This window comes from Cryobacterium suzukii (genome assembly GCF_004403185.1).
GTDB lineage: Bacteria > Actinomycetota > Actinomycetes > Actinomycetales > Microbacteriaceae > Cryobacterium > Cryobacterium suzukii.
In genome coordinates this window covers 366608-383382 of the sequence record NZ_SOHJ01000011.1, presented here as the reverse complement: position 1 = coordinate 383382, position 16775 = coordinate 366608, and the positions used below count along the sequence as shown (strand labels likewise).

General features: G+C 65.7%; 15 protein-coding genes. 4 read left to right on the top strand and 11 right to left on the bottom strand.

Features of this window, described 5'->3' with window-relative positions:
- Positions 1 to 3 precede the first annotated feature (3 nt).
- Positions 4 to 213 carry a hypothetical protein gene (locus tag E3T39_RS11485; RefSeq protein ID WP_134515386.1) on the bottom strand — a complete coding sequence of 70 codons (210 nt, stop codon included), beginning with the start codon at positions 211 to 213 and terminating at the stop codon, positions 4 to 6.
- 263 nt (positions 214 to 476) lie between these two features.
- Here E3T39_RS11485 and E3T39_RS11480 point away from each other — a divergent pair, with 263 nt between their 5' ends.
- Positions 477 to 1355, top strand: a complete 879-nt coding sequence (locus E3T39_RS11480; RefSeq protein ID WP_241979689.1) for a nuclease-related domain-containing protein — start codon at positions 477 to 479, stop codon at positions 1353 to 1355.
- Between the two features lie 9 nt (positions 1356 to 1364).
- Here E3T39_RS11480 and E3T39_RS11475 read toward each other — a convergent pair whose 3' ends face one another.
- On the bottom strand, positions 1365 to 2027 hold the full coding sequence (locus tag E3T39_RS11475) for a DUF7002 family protein (RefSeq protein WP_166784110.1): 663 nt from the start codon (positions 2025 to 2027) through the stop codon (positions 1365 to 1367).
- 72 nt (positions 2028 to 2099) lie between these two features.
- Positions 2100 to 2597 (bottom strand): 2'-5' RNA ligase family protein, encoded by a 498-nt coding sequence (locus E3T39_RS11470; RefSeq protein ID WP_134515381.1) that lies wholly within the window; start codon positions 2595 to 2597, stop codon positions 2100 to 2102.
- A 72-nt stretch (positions 2598 to 2669) separates the two neighbouring features.
- On the opposite strand from E3T39_RS11470, the gene E3T39_RS11465 reads away from it, so the two are divergent.
- A complete protein-coding gene (locus E3T39_RS11465; RefSeq protein ID WP_134515379.1) occupies positions 2670 to 4379 on the top strand; it encodes an alkaline phosphatase D family protein in 1710 nt (569 codons plus the stop codon).
- 4 nt (positions 4380 to 4383) lie between these two features.
- Here the strand turns inward: E3T39_RS11465 and E3T39_RS16640 are convergent, their stop codons facing one another.
- Genes E3T39_RS16640 through E3T39_RS11445 form a run of 5 tightly spaced genes read right to left on the bottom strand, consistent with a single transcriptional unit; the run spans position 4384 to position 10894 of the window.
- On the bottom strand, positions 4384 to 5151 hold the full coding sequence (locus tag E3T39_RS16640) for a (Fe-S)-binding protein (protein ID WP_338145276.1): 768 nt from the start codon (positions 5149 to 5151) through the stop codon (positions 4384 to 4386).
- Positions 5144 to 7318, bottom strand: coding sequence for an FAD-binding and (Fe-S)-binding domain-containing protein (locus tag E3T39_RS11460; protein ID WP_338145275.1), 2175 nt, complete (start codon positions 7316 to 7318; stop codon positions 5144 to 5146). Before E3T39_RS11460 ends, E3T39_RS16640 begins: the two co-directional genes overlap by 8 nt.
- A gap of 49 nt (positions 7319 to 7367) precedes the next feature.
- On the bottom strand, positions 7368 to 9146 hold the full coding sequence (gcl, locus tag E3T39_RS11455; protein ID WP_134515377.1) for a glyoxylate carboligase: 1779 nt from the start codon (positions 9144 to 9146) through the stop codon (positions 7368 to 7370).
- 16 nt (positions 9147 to 9162) lie between these two features.
- The gene (locus tag E3T39_RS11450; protein WP_134515375.1) at positions 9163 to 10062 is read right to left on the bottom strand and encodes a 2-hydroxy-3-oxopropionate reductase; all 900 of its coding nucleotides are present in this window, start codon (positions 10060 to 10062) and stop codon (positions 9163 to 9165) included.
- A 43-nt stretch (positions 10063 to 10105) separates the two neighbouring features.
- Positions 10106 to 10894 carry a hydroxypyruvate isomerase family protein gene (locus E3T39_RS11445; protein ID WP_134515373.1) on the bottom strand — a complete coding sequence of 263 codons (789 nt, stop codon included), beginning with the start codon at positions 10892 to 10894 and terminating at the stop codon, positions 10106 to 10108.
- A gap of 192 nt (positions 10895 to 11086) precedes the next feature.
- Between E3T39_RS11445 and E3T39_RS11440 the strand changes: the two genes are divergently transcribed.
- On the top strand, positions 11087 to 11848 hold the full coding sequence (locus tag E3T39_RS11440) for an IclR family transcriptional regulator (RefSeq protein ID WP_134515371.1): 762 nt from the start codon (positions 11087 to 11089) through the stop codon (positions 11846 to 11848).
- A 58-nt stretch (positions 11849 to 11906) separates the two neighbouring features.
- Here the strand turns inward: E3T39_RS11440 and E3T39_RS11435 are convergent, their stop codons facing one another.
- Positions 11907 to 13223 carry a sigma-54-dependent transcriptional regulator family protein gene (locus tag E3T39_RS11435; protein WP_134515369.1) on the bottom strand — a complete coding sequence of 439 codons (1317 nt, stop codon included), beginning with the start codon at positions 13221 to 13223 and terminating at the stop codon, positions 11907 to 11909.
- Positions 13224 to 13368: 145 nt separating this feature from the next.
- Here E3T39_RS11435 and E3T39_RS11430 point away from each other — a divergent pair, with 145 nt between their 5' ends.
- A complete protein-coding gene (locus E3T39_RS11430; RefSeq protein ID WP_134515367.1) occupies positions 13369 to 15159 on the top strand; it encodes an NAD(P)/FAD-dependent oxidoreductase in 1791 nt (596 codons plus the stop codon).
- An 84-nt stretch (positions 15160 to 15243) separates the two neighbouring features.
- Here E3T39_RS11430 and E3T39_RS11425 read toward each other — a convergent pair whose 3' ends face one another.
- Both E3T39_RS11425 and E3T39_RS11420 read right to left on the bottom strand, forming a co-directional pair.
- Complete coding sequence (locus E3T39_RS11425; RefSeq protein WP_134515365.1) at positions 15244 to 16221, bottom strand: NAD(P)H-quinone oxidoreductase; 978 nt, start codon at positions 16219 to 16221, stop codon at positions 15244 to 15246.
- Between the two features lie 9 nt (positions 16222 to 16230).
- A complete protein-coding gene (locus E3T39_RS11420) occupies positions 16231 to 16725 on the bottom strand; it encodes a DNA alkylation repair protein (RefSeq protein WP_134515363.1) in 495 nt (164 codons plus the stop codon).
- Positions 16726 to 16775: the final 50 nt, after the last annotated feature.

The window sequence follows — 16775 nt, the reverse complement described above, 5'->3', positions numbered from 1 at the left end:
CTGTTAACGCTTCGCCGGGCCGTGACCCTTGGCCGAAAGCAGTCGGGCGCGCACCGAGAAAGCGCCACCGACGACGAGCGAGACGACGGCCGCCGGCAGGATCACGTCGACGAACTGGTTGCCCGAGAGCAGATTGGCCAGCAGCAGAAGCACGGCCAGGCCGCTGAAGGCGAGTCCCGCGATCGCGCAAACGTTGAAAGTCAGGTGTTTCACGAGTGAATCCAATCGGTGGTGTGGCTTTAGGCTAGCCGACGTTGCCCTACTTAGTGGGGGAGGCCCCGGCAGGGTCGCCGCCCTAGATTGGCAGCGGATGCACCGCGCCAGCCGCGTGCGTCACCTCGGAGCGTGAATGAGCATTACTTACGATTGGCTAAACTAAAGCTGCGACACGGCCGATTGTTAACACGGAATCGACAGGGGTCGATGGCAGGATAATACGGGGGCGCGAACCCGTGGTAAGGCAAGTGAACGTGGCTATGACAATTTTTGGTGCTGGAATGCAGGCTCGTGATCGCGAGCCCGTAGCTTCTGTGGTCCCCAGCCTGCCCCCGCTATCCATCGCCCCCGGTCGGTTCGCCGGTCAATCCGTCGTCGAAGAACTGCTGCGCCAGCACGAAAACCGGCCGCCACAGTCCCGGCTCGCACGCGCCCTGGGCGCCGCGCCGCTCGACGCGAATGAGCTGAGCTGGCTACGCGCTGCGCAGGCCGAGATGATTGTCGGCGACATTCTCACACGCCTGCCCGATGACTACACCGTCTATCATTCTCTGCCCATTCGCAGTACGGCGTTCTGGGTCGACCACCTCGTCGTGGGTCCGGGAGGAGTCTTCTCGATCAACGCGAAAACTCACTGGGACCGCGACCTGAACGGGTCGCCGCGCTCGATTCCGATCGGCAACCACGCCATGCCGTATCTGAGGGATGCCCGGTTTGAATCGGCCCAGATCACCGCGTTGCTGGCGAAGGTAATGCCGGAAGCAGCCGTGGTTGAACCCCTGATTGTGCTGGTCAATCCGCACAAGATCCTGCTTAACCGCAAACCGAATGCCGTCACGGTCATCGATTCACCTCGATTGCGCCGGTGGATCGTGGCGCGCCCGCGAACGTTCAGCCCTGAGCAGCAGGCCGCGGTCACCGCGCTCATCGACGCCCCGGCGACCTGGCGCGCAGCTATCACGCCGCTCGCGCCGGTGCACCTGCACGCCCGGTTCACCGCGCTCGAGCAGCAGGTCGCGGCCGCCCGGATCCGGCGTACGACGTTCACGGTGCTCGCTGCCGCGGCAGCCGCGACCTTACTGGCCGCCCTGACATCGCCCCTCATCGTCGCTGCCGTCGAGTACCTCGCCGTGCGCTGAGCCAGCGGGTCAGGCGAGGCGCTCGAGAACCGTGCCCTCGCGCATCCGCTCGACGCGTACGACATGGTCGCGCAGGTCGCGCACCCCGCGCTGGATGGCGAGTTCGGCGATGTCCTGTCCCTTGGTCACCGCGTGAGAACGGGTGGGGTGCTTGAAGTCCTCGATCGATTCGAAGGTGCTACGCCCGCGCGGCTCCTTGCTGTGACGCTGCGCGAAGCCCGAGTTGATCGCGCTCAGCTCGATCTCGTCTTCGTGGGCGGCCACCAGGCTCTTGGTGTTCAGGGTGATCACCGTGTGGGCATCGTCGCGATATGACCGGGCGTTCAGCAGGTCACGCAGCAGCCGTGGCTGCAGGTGAAAGAACACGCGGTCGTTCAGCGCCGCGTACCATTCGGCCAGCGTCATGTCGTCGAGGGCGTCTTCGAGCGACGGCTCATGAATGGCCTTCTGATGACGGATGACCGCGGTGCCGAATTGGGCATGTTCCAGCACGCGCGACTCGCCTCGCCGCTTGCCCAAAATGGCAGCCTGAGGCGCGCCCTGCTTGACGCCCCACCGGGTCACGAGCCCGGCCGGACTGAGCAGCCCGTGGCGTTGGATACCGGGCCAGCTTCCATCGGCGGCCACATGGTAGAGCTCGGGGTACAGACGAACCAGATCGCGAGACAACACCATTTAAGCGTACTCGCCGCCGGAGCGGCCCCGAGCCAGGCCGAAAGTCCACCGTCAGCGCATTTGGCGCAGTCACCGCAGTCGGCCGGGCAGCCGGAGCAGGTTGAGGGTCGCGAGCACCGTGCGGCCGCTCCGTGACGTTCTCGGCGCCATATCCACGAGGGCGATCTGGGTCAAGTTGATCTCGTCCCCCGCCTGCACTCGTGCCTGCCGCTTGACCGTGACGTGCGCCCGGAATTCCGGCCCGGCGAACGCCCACTCGTGCGGATCGGTGGCGAGCGGCCGCAGCGCCTCGACCAGCCGGTCGTGCAGGCTCGTCAACGCAACGTTGTCGTCGATCACCGTCACGGCAATGTCGTGGCGACGTCCGAACAGCTCGTCCGGCCCGGCAATTACGGTGAGAGCCGCGTGCCCGTCCAGCGCTGCGGCGGTGACGCGCGCGATCTCGTCTGGCGCAGCATCCGTGTCAAAGGGGGCGAGCACGGTGATGTGCAGCGGCCACTCCTCGACGGCGAAGCGGTCCCCCGTTTCGAGCGGTGTGAGCGGCAGAACGAGAACGAGGCGGGGCATGCGCCGAGTCTAAACGGGCCGGGACTTCGCCAGGGTATAGCCGACCGGCGCTTGGAGCGGTACAACTGACTCATGACGAGTTCGCCCTTGATTCTCGGCCCGATGATGCGGTACGTCGACGATGTCTCGGCGAGCATCTGGTGCGAGACGCGGGATGCCGCGCAAGTTGTGGTGAGCATCGCTGGTCGGTCGTGGGCGGCGCGCACCTTTGCCGTGCATGGACACCATTACGCCCTTGTACAGGTTGATGGCCTACAACCCAACGTGATCCTGCCGTACACCGTCGACATCGATGGAACGCGGGTCTGGCCCGCAGAGGACTCCGACTTTCCGGCGGCCGTCATCGCGACTTTGGGAGGGGGGCATCCACTTCGCCTGTCCTTTGGCTCCTGCCGAACCAGCGTCAGCCACGACAAAGACGGCAACGGCACGCATGGCGTCGACGCACTGCGCGCCTACGCGCTGCGCCTGGCCTCGCCGGATAACGACGTGCCGCGCCCCGACCTGATTCTCTTTCTCGGTGACCAGGTCTACGCCGACCTGACCACGGAGGAGATGCAGAAGTTCATCAAGGCGCGGCGTGACATCACGAAGCCTCCCGGCCAGGAGCTGGCCGACTTCGAGGAGTACGCGCACCTGTACAGCCTGGCCTGGTCCGACGAAGCGAACCGCTGGCTGCTGTCGACCGTGCCGACCGCGATGATTTTCGATGACCACGACATTCGCGATGACTGGAACACGTCGCTGAGTTGGAAGCGGAAGATGCAGGCAACGTCGTGGTGGCAGGGCAGGATCGTGGCAGGGTTGGCGTCCTACTGGGTGTACCAACACCTCGGCAACATGTCACCCGCCGAACGAGCCGACGATGAGATCTGGCGCAGGATCGCTTCCCACGACGGCGATTCTGAACTCGACATCAGCTCCGTGCTTGACGCGTTTGCAACGCGGTGTGATCAGGAGCCAACCAGCTATCGGTGGAGCTTCTGCCGCGACTTCACGGACGTGCGGCTGATCGTGGTTGACTCCCGCGCGGCCCGCGAACTCGACCCCGCTCGGCGGGCCTTGCTGGACGACGAGGAGACGTCCTGGCTGGACGAGCGGATGCAGGGCGGGTTTCGGCACCTCTTGATCGGCACGTCGCTCCCGTTTCTGCTGCCGCCCGGACTCCACCACCTGGAATCCTGGGACGAGGCCGTGTCGGAAGGCGCCTGGGGAGAAGCTGCGGCGCGAGTCGGTGAACGGTTACGGCAGCTGGTCGACCTCGAGCATTGGGCTGCGTTCCAGCGCAGCTTTCTGCAACTGGCACGGATGGCCACGGCGGTAGCCGACGGCCAGCGGGGGACGGCGCCGCAGACGGTGACGTTCTTGTCGGGCGACGTTCACTATTCGACCGTCTCCGAGGTCGAGCGATCGAGCGGCAGCCGCATCGTGCAGGCCGTCTGTTCACCGATCCGCAACCCACTACCCCGTGCGCTGCGGTCCTTTTCCGCCGTCCTCTCCTACGGAATGGCCACGCGGCTGACCGCTCTGCTGGCCCGCTCGGCCAAGGTGGCCTCTCCGCCGTTTCGCTGGAAGGGGGTCAAGGGTCCCTGGTTTGATAACTGCCTGGCGAGCCTTGAAGATACTCCCGACGGGCTGAAGCTCTGGTGGGAGACGGGCGTCGTGCACGGCGGCGAGCAGCTGCATCCGCTCGTGAAGAACGTGGCCACGGTCACCCTTCCGCCACACGACCCGTTGTCAGGGCATCATCCAGTTGAGCCCGGGGGTGGATTAAAGCCTTAGATCATTACGGTCGCGTCACCTCCTCAAGAATCTCGAGGACGTGGCGATACGGTTTGCCGGTGGCGCGCGTCATTCCGAGTTCGCAGGTGCGGTTGCACGAGGCATGGGCGGTGGCGCCCATGGCGACGACGTCCGCGGCCTGAGCGCGGGTGGCGGATGCGGTGAGTTCGGGATGGAGCATCCCTCGGTCGCCGGCGAACGCGCAGCAACCCCAGTTCTCGGGGATCTCCACATGTTCGGCGATGGCGTCGGCGATGGTGTCAAGGGCCGGGTTGATGCCCATCCGGGTGGAGGAGCAGGTGGGGTGCAGCGCGAGAGACTCGATTTTCTGATACCCCGACAGGATCGGCAGGATGTGGGTGGCTGCGAACTCGACCGCGTCGATGACGGTCAAGGGCCGCGCGCTGGTGTCGCCATCGATGATGTGGCGCAGGCCCTCGGTGCAGGAGGAGGCATCACAGATGATGGGCAGTTCGCCCTCGCCGGTGGCGGCGCGCAGGGCGGCGAGGGTCTTGTGGCTCATGGTGGCGAGCCCGTCGGCCATGCCCTTGGACGACCACGGTGTGCCGCAGCACAGCGCGTCGATTCCGGTCGGAACGAGGAGGGTGATGCCGGCGCGTTCGCACAACTGCTCGAAGCCGACCTGCACGCCGCAAGTTCCATCAGTGGCCGGACCGAACATTGTTTGGACGCAAGCGGGAAAATAGACGGCCTGCGGCGCATCCGCTGGCAGGGCCCGCTGACGGGTGGTTTCAGACGGTGACTTACGCATGGCTGGTTTCACTTTCTTCGACTGTGATGGACGGGCGCCCCCTAGGCGCAGTCGTCACCGCCGCACGTTTGCGGCTGGCGCCGCCACCGGGCAGTTCGGGGGAATAGAGAGGCACGGCGTCTGTGCCGAGCACGGTGCGGGCCAGCTTGTTGGGCGCCAGGATGACGCCGACGGGTACCGTGCGAACCACATTCAGAGCCACGCCAGCAACCCGGGTCACGGTGCCCCAGTTCTTCGCGGCAACATTCCAGATTGCCTTCTCGACCGGGTTGGCGTCGTCCCGGCGCAGGCGTTTCATGAGGTCGCCGGTGTTGATCGTCACCGGGCAGGCTGTCTGGCACATGCCGTCGGCGGCGCAGGTCTGCACGGCGTCGTACTCGTAGTCCTTCTCCAGCTCGGCCATCAGGGCGAGATTGCCGTCAAGCCGGGCCTGTTCGATTGCACGTAGCGATACGATGCGCTGCCGAGGTGTGAGCGTCACGTTGCGGCTTGGGCAGACCGGTTCGCACCAGCCGCACTCGGTGCAGCGGTCGACTTCTTTCGCCACGGCAGGGATGGCCTTGAGGTCTTTGAGGTGCGCGTTCGGGTCATCGTTGATGAGCACGCCCGGGTTGAGCAGGCCGGCCGGGTCGAACAATACCTTGATGCGCCGCATCACGTCATAGAGCTCGTCGCCGAATTGCCGTTGCACATAGGGTGCCATTACGCGTCCGGTGCCGTGCTCGGCCTTGAGCGAACCGCCCTCGCCGAGCACGAGGTCGACGAGGTCTTCGGTGAACCGGCTGAACCGTTCCAGCCCGGTCGGGCTGCCGAAATCGTCGGTGAGCATGAAGTGCACGTTGCCGTCTTTGGCATGACCGAAAATCATGCAGTTCTCATACTCGTACTTGGCGAACAGCGAAATGAGTTCCATGCAGGTGCGGGCGAGCGCCGGCACCGGAACCACGATGTCTTCGAGCAGTGCGTTCGTGCCCTGCGGCCGGGTGCCGCCCACCGCCGGGATGATTCCCTTGCGCAGGTACCACAGCTGGCCGCGGATGCCCGCATCGGTCGTGAAATCGGCCGGCAGGGTCAGACCCAGCGTGTTGACGGTCTGCATGCCGGTCTCCAGCAGCTGCGCCAGTTTCTCGGGCGACTCGGCGTGATACTCCACGAGGAGGGCGGCGTGCTCCTGAACAACGAGGTCGAGCACGATGGCCGGGGCGCCGGGCATCTGCTGCCCCACAGTGAGCGAGAGCGCGTCCATGAGTTCGAGGGTGGCCGCGCCGGTCGCCACGAGGGCGGGCAGCGCGGCTGTGGCGGCCTCGAGCCCGGGAAACACGAGCAGCGCCGTCGTCACGTGCGGCAGTTTGGGCACGGTACGAAAAACCGTCTCAGCCACGAAGCCGAGCGTGCCCTCGCTGCCCACAATCAGATGCGCGAGCATGTCGATCGGCCGGTCGAAGTCCAGAAGGGAGTTCACGCCGTAACCCATGGTGTTCTTCATCGAGAACTGCTGCCGAATGGTGGCGACGGATGCCGCATTGCTCCGGGTGCGCTGCGCGAGTTCAAGCAGGCCGTTGTACAAAACCGGCTCCCGCTTGAGGAGCTGATCGTCGGCATCCGCTGCCCCGGTGTCAACGACGGTGCCGCTTGGCAGCACCACGACGACCGATTCGAGGGTCTGGTAGGTGTTATCGACGGTGCCACAGGCCATTCCGGAGGAATTGTTTGCCACGACGCCGCCGATGGTGGCGGCGGACTCGCTGGCCGGGTCTGGCCCGAACTTACGGCCGTACTTGGCCAGCCGGGTGTTCACGGCCCGCACAGTGGCGCCCGGCTGCACCCGCACCCGGAGGCCGTCGTCGAGTACCTCGATGTTCTTGAAGTTGCGACGCACATCGACCAGTACCCCGTCGGTGATGGCCTGCCCGCTCAGGCTGGTGCCTCCCGACCGGAACGTGAGGTGCACGCCCTGCGCGGCAGCGGCGCACAGGAGCGCGCCGACCTCCGCAGCGTCCGTGGCCACCACGACCGCCTGCGGGATAAGCAGAAAGTGCGAGGCATCGTGCGCGTTGGCGTACAGGTCGATGGCCCTGGTCTTCACCCGGGCTGGATCGGCCACGGCCGCGCGGAGCGCACCGAACACGGTACTGCCGGCCTCGGCGCTAACGGTTGTTGTACTCACAAGACTCCCTCGTTCGTGGATTGCACGTGCACTAGGTCATTGAGGCGGGTTAGACACTGAAGGAGAGCGAGGTGGGCACATCGGCCGCTGTCTCGGCCAGGGCTTCGAACTCGGTGACGGCGTCGATCTCGGCGGCGGCCATCGAGATATTCGTGACCCGCTCGAGGATGACCTCGACGACCACGGGAACTCGGAACTCGACCATCCACTCCCGTGCCTGCGCGAACGCTGCCTGCAGATCGTCGGCTTCGCGCACCCGGATGGCCTTACAGCCGAGGCCCTCGGCCACCTTGACGTGGTCGACGCCGTAGCCCTCGAGCTCGGGCGAGTTGATGTTCTCGAACGCGAGCGACACCTGATAATCCATGTCGAACCGGCGCTGCGCCTGCCGGATCAGGCCGAGATAGGAGTTGTTCACGACGACATGGAGGTACGGAATGTGGAATTGGGCCCCCACCGCGAGCTCTTCGATCATGAACTGAAAGTCGTAGTCGCCGCTGAGCCCGACGACCGTTTTCGTCGGATCGGCCACCGCTACGCCGAGGGCGGCGGGAAGCGTCCAGCCGAGGGGACCGGCCTGGCCGCAATTGATCCAGTGCCGCGGGTGGAACACGTTCAGAAACTGGGCCCCGGCAATCTGGGAGAGCCCGATCGTGGTCACATATCGGGTCTCGGTGCCGAAGGCCCGATTCATCTCCTCATACACGCGCTGCGGCTTGATCGGCACGTTGTCGAAGTGTGTCTTGCGCTGCATCGTGTTCTTGCGGTGCACGCAGCTCTCGACCCAGCTCTCCCAATCGGGCAGTCCGCCGTGGGCCTGGCATTCCCGGGCGAGCTCAACCAGACTGGCAAGCGCAGCACCGGCATCGGAGACGATGCCGAAGTCGGGCGAGAAGATACGCCCGATCTGGGTGGGCTCGATGTCAATATGAATGAACGTACGGCCCTTCGTGTACGTGTCGAGGCCGCCCGTGTGCCGGTTGGCCCAGCGGTTGCCGATGCCGAGTACGAAATCCGATTCGAGCATGGTCGCGTTGCCGTAGCGGTGCGAGGTCATCAGTCCCACCATGCCGGCCGCGAGCCGGTGGTCGTCGGGAATGCTGCCCCAGCCCATCAGCGTGGGAATCACCGGAATATTTAACACCTCGGCGAGCTGCACCAGCTGCTCCGAGGCATCCGCGTTGATCACGCCGCCGCCGGCAATAATCACCGGGCGCTTGGCCAGTAGCAGCATGGAGAGTGCTTTCTTCAGCTGGGCCACCGATGCCGCGGGCCTGGCCACCGCCAGTGGCTCATAGGTGTCGATGTCGAACTCGATCTCGGTGAGCTGCACATCGATCGGCAAGTCGATCAGCACCGGTCCAGGGCGGCCGGAGCGCATCAGATAGAACGCCTTCTGGAAGACGCCGGGAACCTGCCCGGCCTCGAGCACGGTGACGGCCATCTTGGTGACGGGGGCCGCGATCGAGGCGATGTCGACGCCCTGGAAGTCTTCCTTGTGCAGCTTGCTCACCGGCGCCTGGCCGGTGATGCAGAGGATGGCCGTGGAGTCGGCCCACGCTGAGTAGAGCCCGGTCATCATGTCGGTGCCGGCCGGTCCGGAGGTGCCGATGCACACGCCGATGTTGCCGGCTTTCGTGCGGGTGAATCCCTCGGCCATGTGTGAAGCGCCCTCTACGTGGCGGGCCAGGATGTGGTCGATGCCGCCGTGAGCGCGCATGGCCGAGTAGAACGGATTGATGGCGGCGCCCGGCACGCCGAAGGTCTGGGTAGCTCCCTCCTTCTCGAGGATCGCGACGGCAACGTCGACTGCACGCATTTTAGACATGTGGTTCTCCCTGGAGCTAAATAGTTGGTGTTTCGGCGTGCGAACGGCCGGACATCTGCTCGACCAGCAACAGCAAAGCCGAGTGATCGAGCGAACCGTGGCCTTCGGCACGCAGGGCGCCCATCAGCTGGGCCACCACCGCACCCAGCGGAATGGAGACGCCGGCGGCGCGGGCCGCGGCGGTGACAATGCCCAGATCCTTGTGATGCAGGTCGACCCGGAACCCCGGTTCGAAGCGGCGCGCCACCATGGAGGCGGCTTTGCGGTCCAGGATGCGATTGCCGGCCAGTCCGCCGGCCAGAACCTTGATGGCGGCCTCGGTATCCACCGAGTGCGCCTCCAGAAACACGAGCGCCTCGGCGACGAGCTGGATGGTGCCGGCGACGATGAGCTGGTTGGCGGCCTTGACCGTCTGGCCGGACCCGGCCGGACCGACGTGTACGACGGTGCTGCCCACCGCGTCGAGCACGCCGCGAACGGCCTCGACGTCGGCGGCCTCCCCGCCGACCATGATCGACAAGGTGCCCTCGATCGCGCCGGCCTCGCCGCCGGAGACGGGGGCGTCGACGGCCTTGAGCCCAGCCTCCCGTGCGGCCGTGGCGAGGCGAACGGTGACGTCGGGACGGATGGTGCTCGCGTCAACCCAGGAGGCGCCGGCCGGGGTGTTGGCGAAGACGCCGTCCGGGCCACCGACAACGTCCTCGACATCGGGCGAGTCTGGCAGCATCGTGATCACGACGTGGGCGTCCCGCACGGCTTCGGCAATGTTGGCCGCGCCGCGGCCTCCCGCGGCAACCAGCTGATCGATCCGTGCCGGACTGCGGTTGAAACCGATGACGTTGTGGCCGGCCTTGACGAGATTGATCGCCATGGGAAGGCCCATGATTCCCAGGCCGATGACGGCAACATTACTCATTTTCGGTGTCCTTTTCTCAATGGTGACGGATGTGCGTGGTCGGTTAGACAGCTTCGAGCCAGGCGAACGGATTTGCTGCCGCCGTCTTGTACTCGAGCCCGATGGCGCCGTCGTAGCCGAGCCCGTGACTGTGCGCGAGCCACTCGTGAATCGGCAGCGTGCCCGTTCCCGGTTCGCCGCGACCGGGTGCGTCGGCAATCTGGATGTGGCCGAATTCGTGTGCGTGCTCGGCGATCACGGCCTCGACGTCGTCGCCGTTGACGGCGAGGTGGTAGAAGTCGGCGAGTAGTTTGATGTTCGTGTCGCCGGTCTCGGCGCGCACCCGGTCGATAACGGCCAGCACATCGGCCGCCGTTCGCAGGGGGTACCTCGGTGCCCCGCTCACTGGCTCCAGCAGCACGGTGCCACCGATCGGGGCGACGGATCGCGCGGCGAGGGAAAGGTTTTCGATAGCGAGATCGTCTTGTTCCTCGGCGGTGACGCCGTCGATGCGGTTTCCGTAGAGGGCGTTGAAGGACGTGCAGCCGAGGCGCTCGCCGATGGAGGCCGCGACCGCCAGGTTGTCGCGGAACTCGTTGGAACGTGCGGGCCAGGAGACCAGGCCCCGGTCCCCGGCCGGCATGTCTCCGGCGGCAAAGTTCAATCCGGTCAGTCGAACATCGGCGTCCGTGATCGAGTTCTCAAAGTCGGCAATCTGCGTTTCGGTGGGAACTGCGGCGGCAAAGGGCCACCAGAACTCGACCGCGTCGAATCCGGCGGCCTTGGCCGCGGCCGGGCGCTGGAGCAATGGCAGCTCGGTCAGCAGGATGGAGCAATTTACGGTGTACGGCATGGGCGTCCTTGCTCGAGTCGATGAATGAGCGGCTTCATTCCACGTTATTTCGCATTGTGGAAGTTAGTTTCTGTTCTACGAAAATACTATGGTCGGTGGGGCCCCGCGTCAACCGCTGTGTACTCTGGGGAACCCGGCGACATTTTCCGCACTGCGGATATTTGTTGTCACACACGGTCTGGAGGCCTGGAGATGGCAGAACGCGCGGCTGGTAGCGGTGTGCAGTCCGTGGAACGGGCTTTTGAACTTCTGGAGCTGATCACGGCTGCCGGCGGAGAGGTGATGCTGAGCGAGCTCGCGGCCTCCACCGACCTGCCATTGCCGACCATTCATCGACTGCTGCGCACACTGATGGCCAAGGGATACATCCGTCAGCTCGCCAACCGGCGATACGCGCTGGGCCCTGGACTCATTCGTCTTGGAACGGCAGCCAGTACGCAGCTCGGCGCCCTCGCCGGCGCGCAACTTCGGTCGCTGGTTGATCAACTCGGGGAGACGGCGAACATGGCCGTTCTCGATGCCGACATGGCGCTGTACATCGCCCAGGCTCCGTCCAAACACTCCATGCGCATGTTCACGGAGGTCGGTCGACGCGCGCATACTCACGCCACGGGGGTCGGCAAGGCGATTCTGGCGCAGCTGGGCGATGACGCCGTGCGCGCCATTATGGCCAGGACAGGAATGCCGCGGCCCACGACCATGAGCATCGGCACGGTGGATGATTTGCTGGCCGATCTGGCTCGGATCCGGGAACGCGGCTACTCCATCGACGACGGTGAGCAGGAGATCGGTGTGCGCTGCTTCGCGATGGCGGTTCCCGACGCGCCGACGCCCACCGCCATCAGCGTCTCCGGGCCGGTGTCCCGGGTCGACGATGCGTTTGCCGAGCGAGCCATTCCCGTCCTGCGCGCCGCCGCGCACTCCATTTCTTCGGACCTGAACCCGGTGGCCTAGGAGGCTTTGGACGCCGGCGGAGCCTCAGCTCGTCTCGCACGCAGCAATCCCCGTAGCTCTAGCCGCCGAGCTCAAGGTCGATGCGGCTGAGGCGGGCGAGCGACGCCAGATAGGCGGCATCGGCGAAACCGACCAGCCGGCCGAGGATCGGCACAGCGGCGCGGTCATCGCTCCCCATCTCGGTTGCGCACCAGCGACGCAGCAGCTCGGCGTTTCCACTGGCGCGAACGGATGCCCCCACCGCGCTCGTGAGCTCGGCGCGCAGCGGTTCGATCGCCCGGGCGGTCGACCTGGCCAGCAACGGGGCGGTGTACGCCGCGAGGGCAGCCGCCACGTGCCCGCCGCGCACCAGTCGCAACACCCGCGCCGAGTCAGACGAGCCGCGCAGGCTGGGTGCGAGGCGATACGGCGTGGATTCCAGGGCGTCGCCGAGCACCCGACGAATCCGGTGCATCTCGATGCGGATGGCCGCGGCGGAACCGGTCTCCCCATGCACGGCATAGGCGAGTTCGTCGGCACTCCAGCCGCGATCCCGCGACTCAAGCAGGGCCAGAATCTCCGCGCGGCGCAGGGACAACGGCATCCGATTGCCGTCGGCACCGAGTACCGACGGGCTCTCACCGAGCAGCTCGATCGAGAGTCCAGATGAAACCGCCAATGAGCGCCCAGCAGCCACCGACCCGGCCCGGCGCGGCGGTTCTCGTCGCGCACCCCGCAACAGCTCCTCGGCCAGCCGCACCCCGCACTTGACCATCCGCATGCTGTCGGCCGTGACCGTGTTGAGTGGCCCGGACACGTTCAAAACCCCGATCACCACGCCACTATCCGGGTCCCGAATGGGTGAGGCCGTACACGCCCACTCGTGGTGCGTGCGCACGAGGTGTTCGGCCGAAAACATCTGCGCGGCGCGCCCGCTCAGTACCACTTCGCTGATGGCGTTGGTGCCCACGCCTGCCTCGGACCAGTCGGCACCCTCCACGAACTCAAGCCCGTCGGCCTGCCGCAACGCCGAGCGACTGCCGACCCGCCACAGCACCTCGCCACGAGCGTCGGCGAGGACGAGCAGGTGCTGCCCGTCCGCGCTCTCGTCGGCGAGAAGCTCGCTGAGGGCCGGCATCACGGTCTCCAGCAGATTTCCGCGGCGCAGCGCCACGACGTCGGCCACCTGGTGCAGATGCCGAGGCAGGTGCCGGTCGGGGTCGATACCCGCGGCCAGGGAACGTTGCCAGGATTCCCACACCGCGGCGGTGATCGCGGACGGCGGCACACCGGCGTGAATGCGTTCGTGGGCCGCGCGGAGCATCCGTTCATATTTTTCGGGGCAGGAAAATCGCAGGCCAGCCATAAGAACCGGGGTGCTCGGCCCGTAGGGCATGCGCTGCCTCCTCCATTGGATCCGACGATCACGCCGATCAGAGACACCGGGTGTAACGCCGGTGTAACCCCTGCGGCCGTGTACTTGAACATACAGGTCGCGTCCGACAACGGGCAGACCATCCGCTGGCTCACAAAGGAGTGACATGCCCGATTCACCGAGCACCGTGGTCGACAACTGGCTCGCCCGGTTCGACACGGCCCTGCAGAACCGAGATATCGACGGTGCCCTGGCGTTCTTCGCCGACGACTGTTACTGGCGCGATTTCGTGTCTTTCACCTGGAATCTTAAGACCCTCGAAGGTAAAGCCGACATCAAACGGATGCTTACCGCCACCCTCGACGAGGTGCGCCCGCACAACTGGGCGCTCGCCGAACCCGCGACCGGGAACGCGGACGCAGCCGAAGCGTGGGTGACCTTCGAAACCGCCCAGGCGCGCGGGTATGCCCACCTGCGCCTGCAGGATGGCCGGTGTTACACCCTGCTCACCACGATGCAGGAACTCAAGGGTTTTGAGGAAAAGAAGGGCCGTAACCGGGAGCAGGGCGTCTCCCACGAAATCGCCAAGGGCCGCACTTCGTGGCTCGAGAAAAAAACCGCCCAGGAGGCGCGGCTCGGCTACGAGGAACAGCCGTACTGCGTGATCGTGGGTGGCGGGCAAGGCGGTATCGGCCTGGCTGCACGCATGCGCCGGCTCGGCGTTCCCACGATCGTGATCGAGAAGAACGCCAGGGCCGGGGATTCGTGGCGCAACCGGTACAAGTCGCTGCACCTGCACGACCCGGTGTGGTACGACCACCTGCCCTACCTGAAGTTTCCCGAGGACTGGCCGGTCTTCGCCTCGAAAGATAAAATCGGCGACTGGCTCGAGCACTACACGAGCATCATGGAACTCAACTACTGGTCGAGCACCGAATGCACGAAGGCAACTTTCGACGAAGTCGCCCAGGAGTGGGTGGTGCAGGTCGTGCGCGACGGCACGCCGGTCACCCTGCGCCCCAAGCAGTTGGTCTTCGCGCTCGGTGTCTCTGGGTACCCGAACACGCCGGTCTTTGCGGGTGCCGGGTCTTTCGAAGGTGAACAACACCATTCCTCGAAGCACCCCGGCGGGGGCGACTACACCGGCAGGAAGGCCGTCGTGATCGGATCAAACAACTCGGCGCACGATATCTGCGCCGACCTGTGGGAGCACGGCGCCGACGTCACCATGGTGCAGCGGTCGTCGACACACATCTCCCGCAGCGACTCGCTCATGGACCTCGCGCTCGGCGGACTCTACTCCGAGCAGGCGCTGGCCAACGGTGTGACCACCGAAAAGGCCGACCTGCTCTTTGCTTCGCTGCCGTACCGCATTCTGCCGTCCGCGCAGATTCCGGTCTTCGAGCAGATGGCCGAGCGTGACGCCGACTTCTACTCGAAGCTCAGCGACGTCGGTTTCGATTTGGACTTTGGAACGGATGGCTCGGGCTTGTTCCTGAAGTACCTGCGTCGTGGGTCGGGTTATTACATCGACGTGGGCGCCTCGCAGTTGCTCATCGACGGCCGGGTCGCCGTGAAATCGGGCCAGCTCGATCACATCACGCCCACCTCCGTGGTGCTCGCCGACGGCACCGAGCTGGACGCGGACCTGATCGTGTACGCCACCGGGTACGGCTCCATGAACGGATGGCTGGCCGACCTGGTCTCGCCGGAGGTCGCCGACCAGGTCGGCCGTTGCTGGGGCTACGGCTCAGACACCCCGAAGGACCCGGGGCCGTGGGAGGGGGAGCTCCGCAATATGTGGAAACCCACGAACGTGCCGCAACTATGGATTCACGGCGGCAACCTGCACCAGAGCCGGCACTACTCGAACTACCTCGCGCTGCAGATCAAGGCACGCATGGAGGGGCTCGACACCCCCGTGTACGAGCTGCAGGAGTCCCACTACACCCGCTGAGTCGCTCACGCGCTGCACCGGCACTCTTCAGAGCCCGGTGCTCAGTGGTTCGTGCTGGTGCTCGCGGACGGCCTGTTCCAGGTCTCAGGGCACCAGCACGATCTTGCCAACGTGAGTGGATGCTTCCAGCCGGCGGTGCGCATCCGCTGCCCTCTCAAAAGAGAAGCGTTCGTCGATCACCGGTCGAAACTCGCCCGAGGCGATCCACGGCCAGACCGCCGACTCCAGCGAACGCATGACGGCGACCTTTTCGGTGTGCGAACGGGCGCGCAAGGTGGTGCCCCAGTATCGGGCGCGCTTTTGCATGAGGCGAAACGGGTCGAACGTGGCGGGTTCACCACTCTGGTTCGCGAGCACCATAATGCGCCCGTTCACCGCGACCGCCTCGATGTTGCGCGCCGCATAGGAGCCACCCATGATGTCGAGGATCACGTCGGCGCCTCGCCCGTCGGTGGCGGTGGTGATTTCGGCGACGAAGTCCTGCTCGCGATAGTTGATCAGAATTTCTGCCCCGAGGCCCTCACACACGGCGAGTTTCTCGGCTGACCCGGCCGTCACGGCCACTCGGGCATCGGCCAGACGGGCGAGCTGAATAGCGGTCGTGCCGATTCCGCTTCCGCCGCCGTGCACGAGCAGTGTTTCTCCGGGCTGGAGCTCAGCGCCCATGAACACGTTCGACCACACGGTGGCCAGGGCCTCCGGCAGGGCCGCGGCGTCGATGAGGTCCATTGACAGTGGCACCAGCAGCGCCAGGTCTTCGTGCACCACGGCTTCGGTGGCGTAGCCGCCGCCAGCGAGGAGCGCGCACACGCGATCGCCGATGCCGAACCGAGTCACGTCGTCGCCCACCTCGGTGACCACGCCAGACACCTCCAGTCCCGGCCAGTGGGGTGCGTCGGCGGGCGAGGGATAGTGCCCCTGCCGTTGCAGGATATCCGCTCGGTTCACGCCCGCCGCAGCGACCTTCACTCGAATGTCGTGGGCCCCGACCTCCAGATCGGGCAGGGTCGTCAGGGTGAGGGCATCCGGCCCACCGGGGGAGTTCACGATAATTGCGCGCATACCCGCAGCCTACGCTCGAGCGATTCTCGCGCTCACGCCGTCGGCCGCGCGCCGCAGGGACGAGTCGCCATCTCGTGCCCAACGCTCGAGGGTCGCATCCGCTCGAGCACGATTCACTCCGGTCAGCGCCTGTACGAGTGGCAGCACCACGTCGAAGGTGAGCGGATCGACGAGCTCTGGCAGTCCAGCTCCTCGCAGAAACCCCTCGATACGGGTGAGGTCGGTGTTGTCGAGAAGGGTCACGTTCGATTGCAGCAGCACGATTGCGGCGAGGCGCCGCTCGAACACCGGCACGTTCCAGAGCTCGGAGCTCAGCGTCGTCACCTCGTCGTGGCTCATGTTCTTATACCGGCGGGCGAGATCGCGGATGGTTCCCCGCACGGCGCCCACCGAGGCGCCATAGAACTCGAGCTCGTTCCCAAACCTGGCCCCCGCCTCAGCCGCGCGCTCCCAGGTAGCTTCGTACTGCAGCGTGCGGTCCACGAAGTCGCCGGCATCGCTCATCCGTCTATTCTGCCTCGGTCAGCCGCGACCTCGCGTGGCTTGAGCGGTGC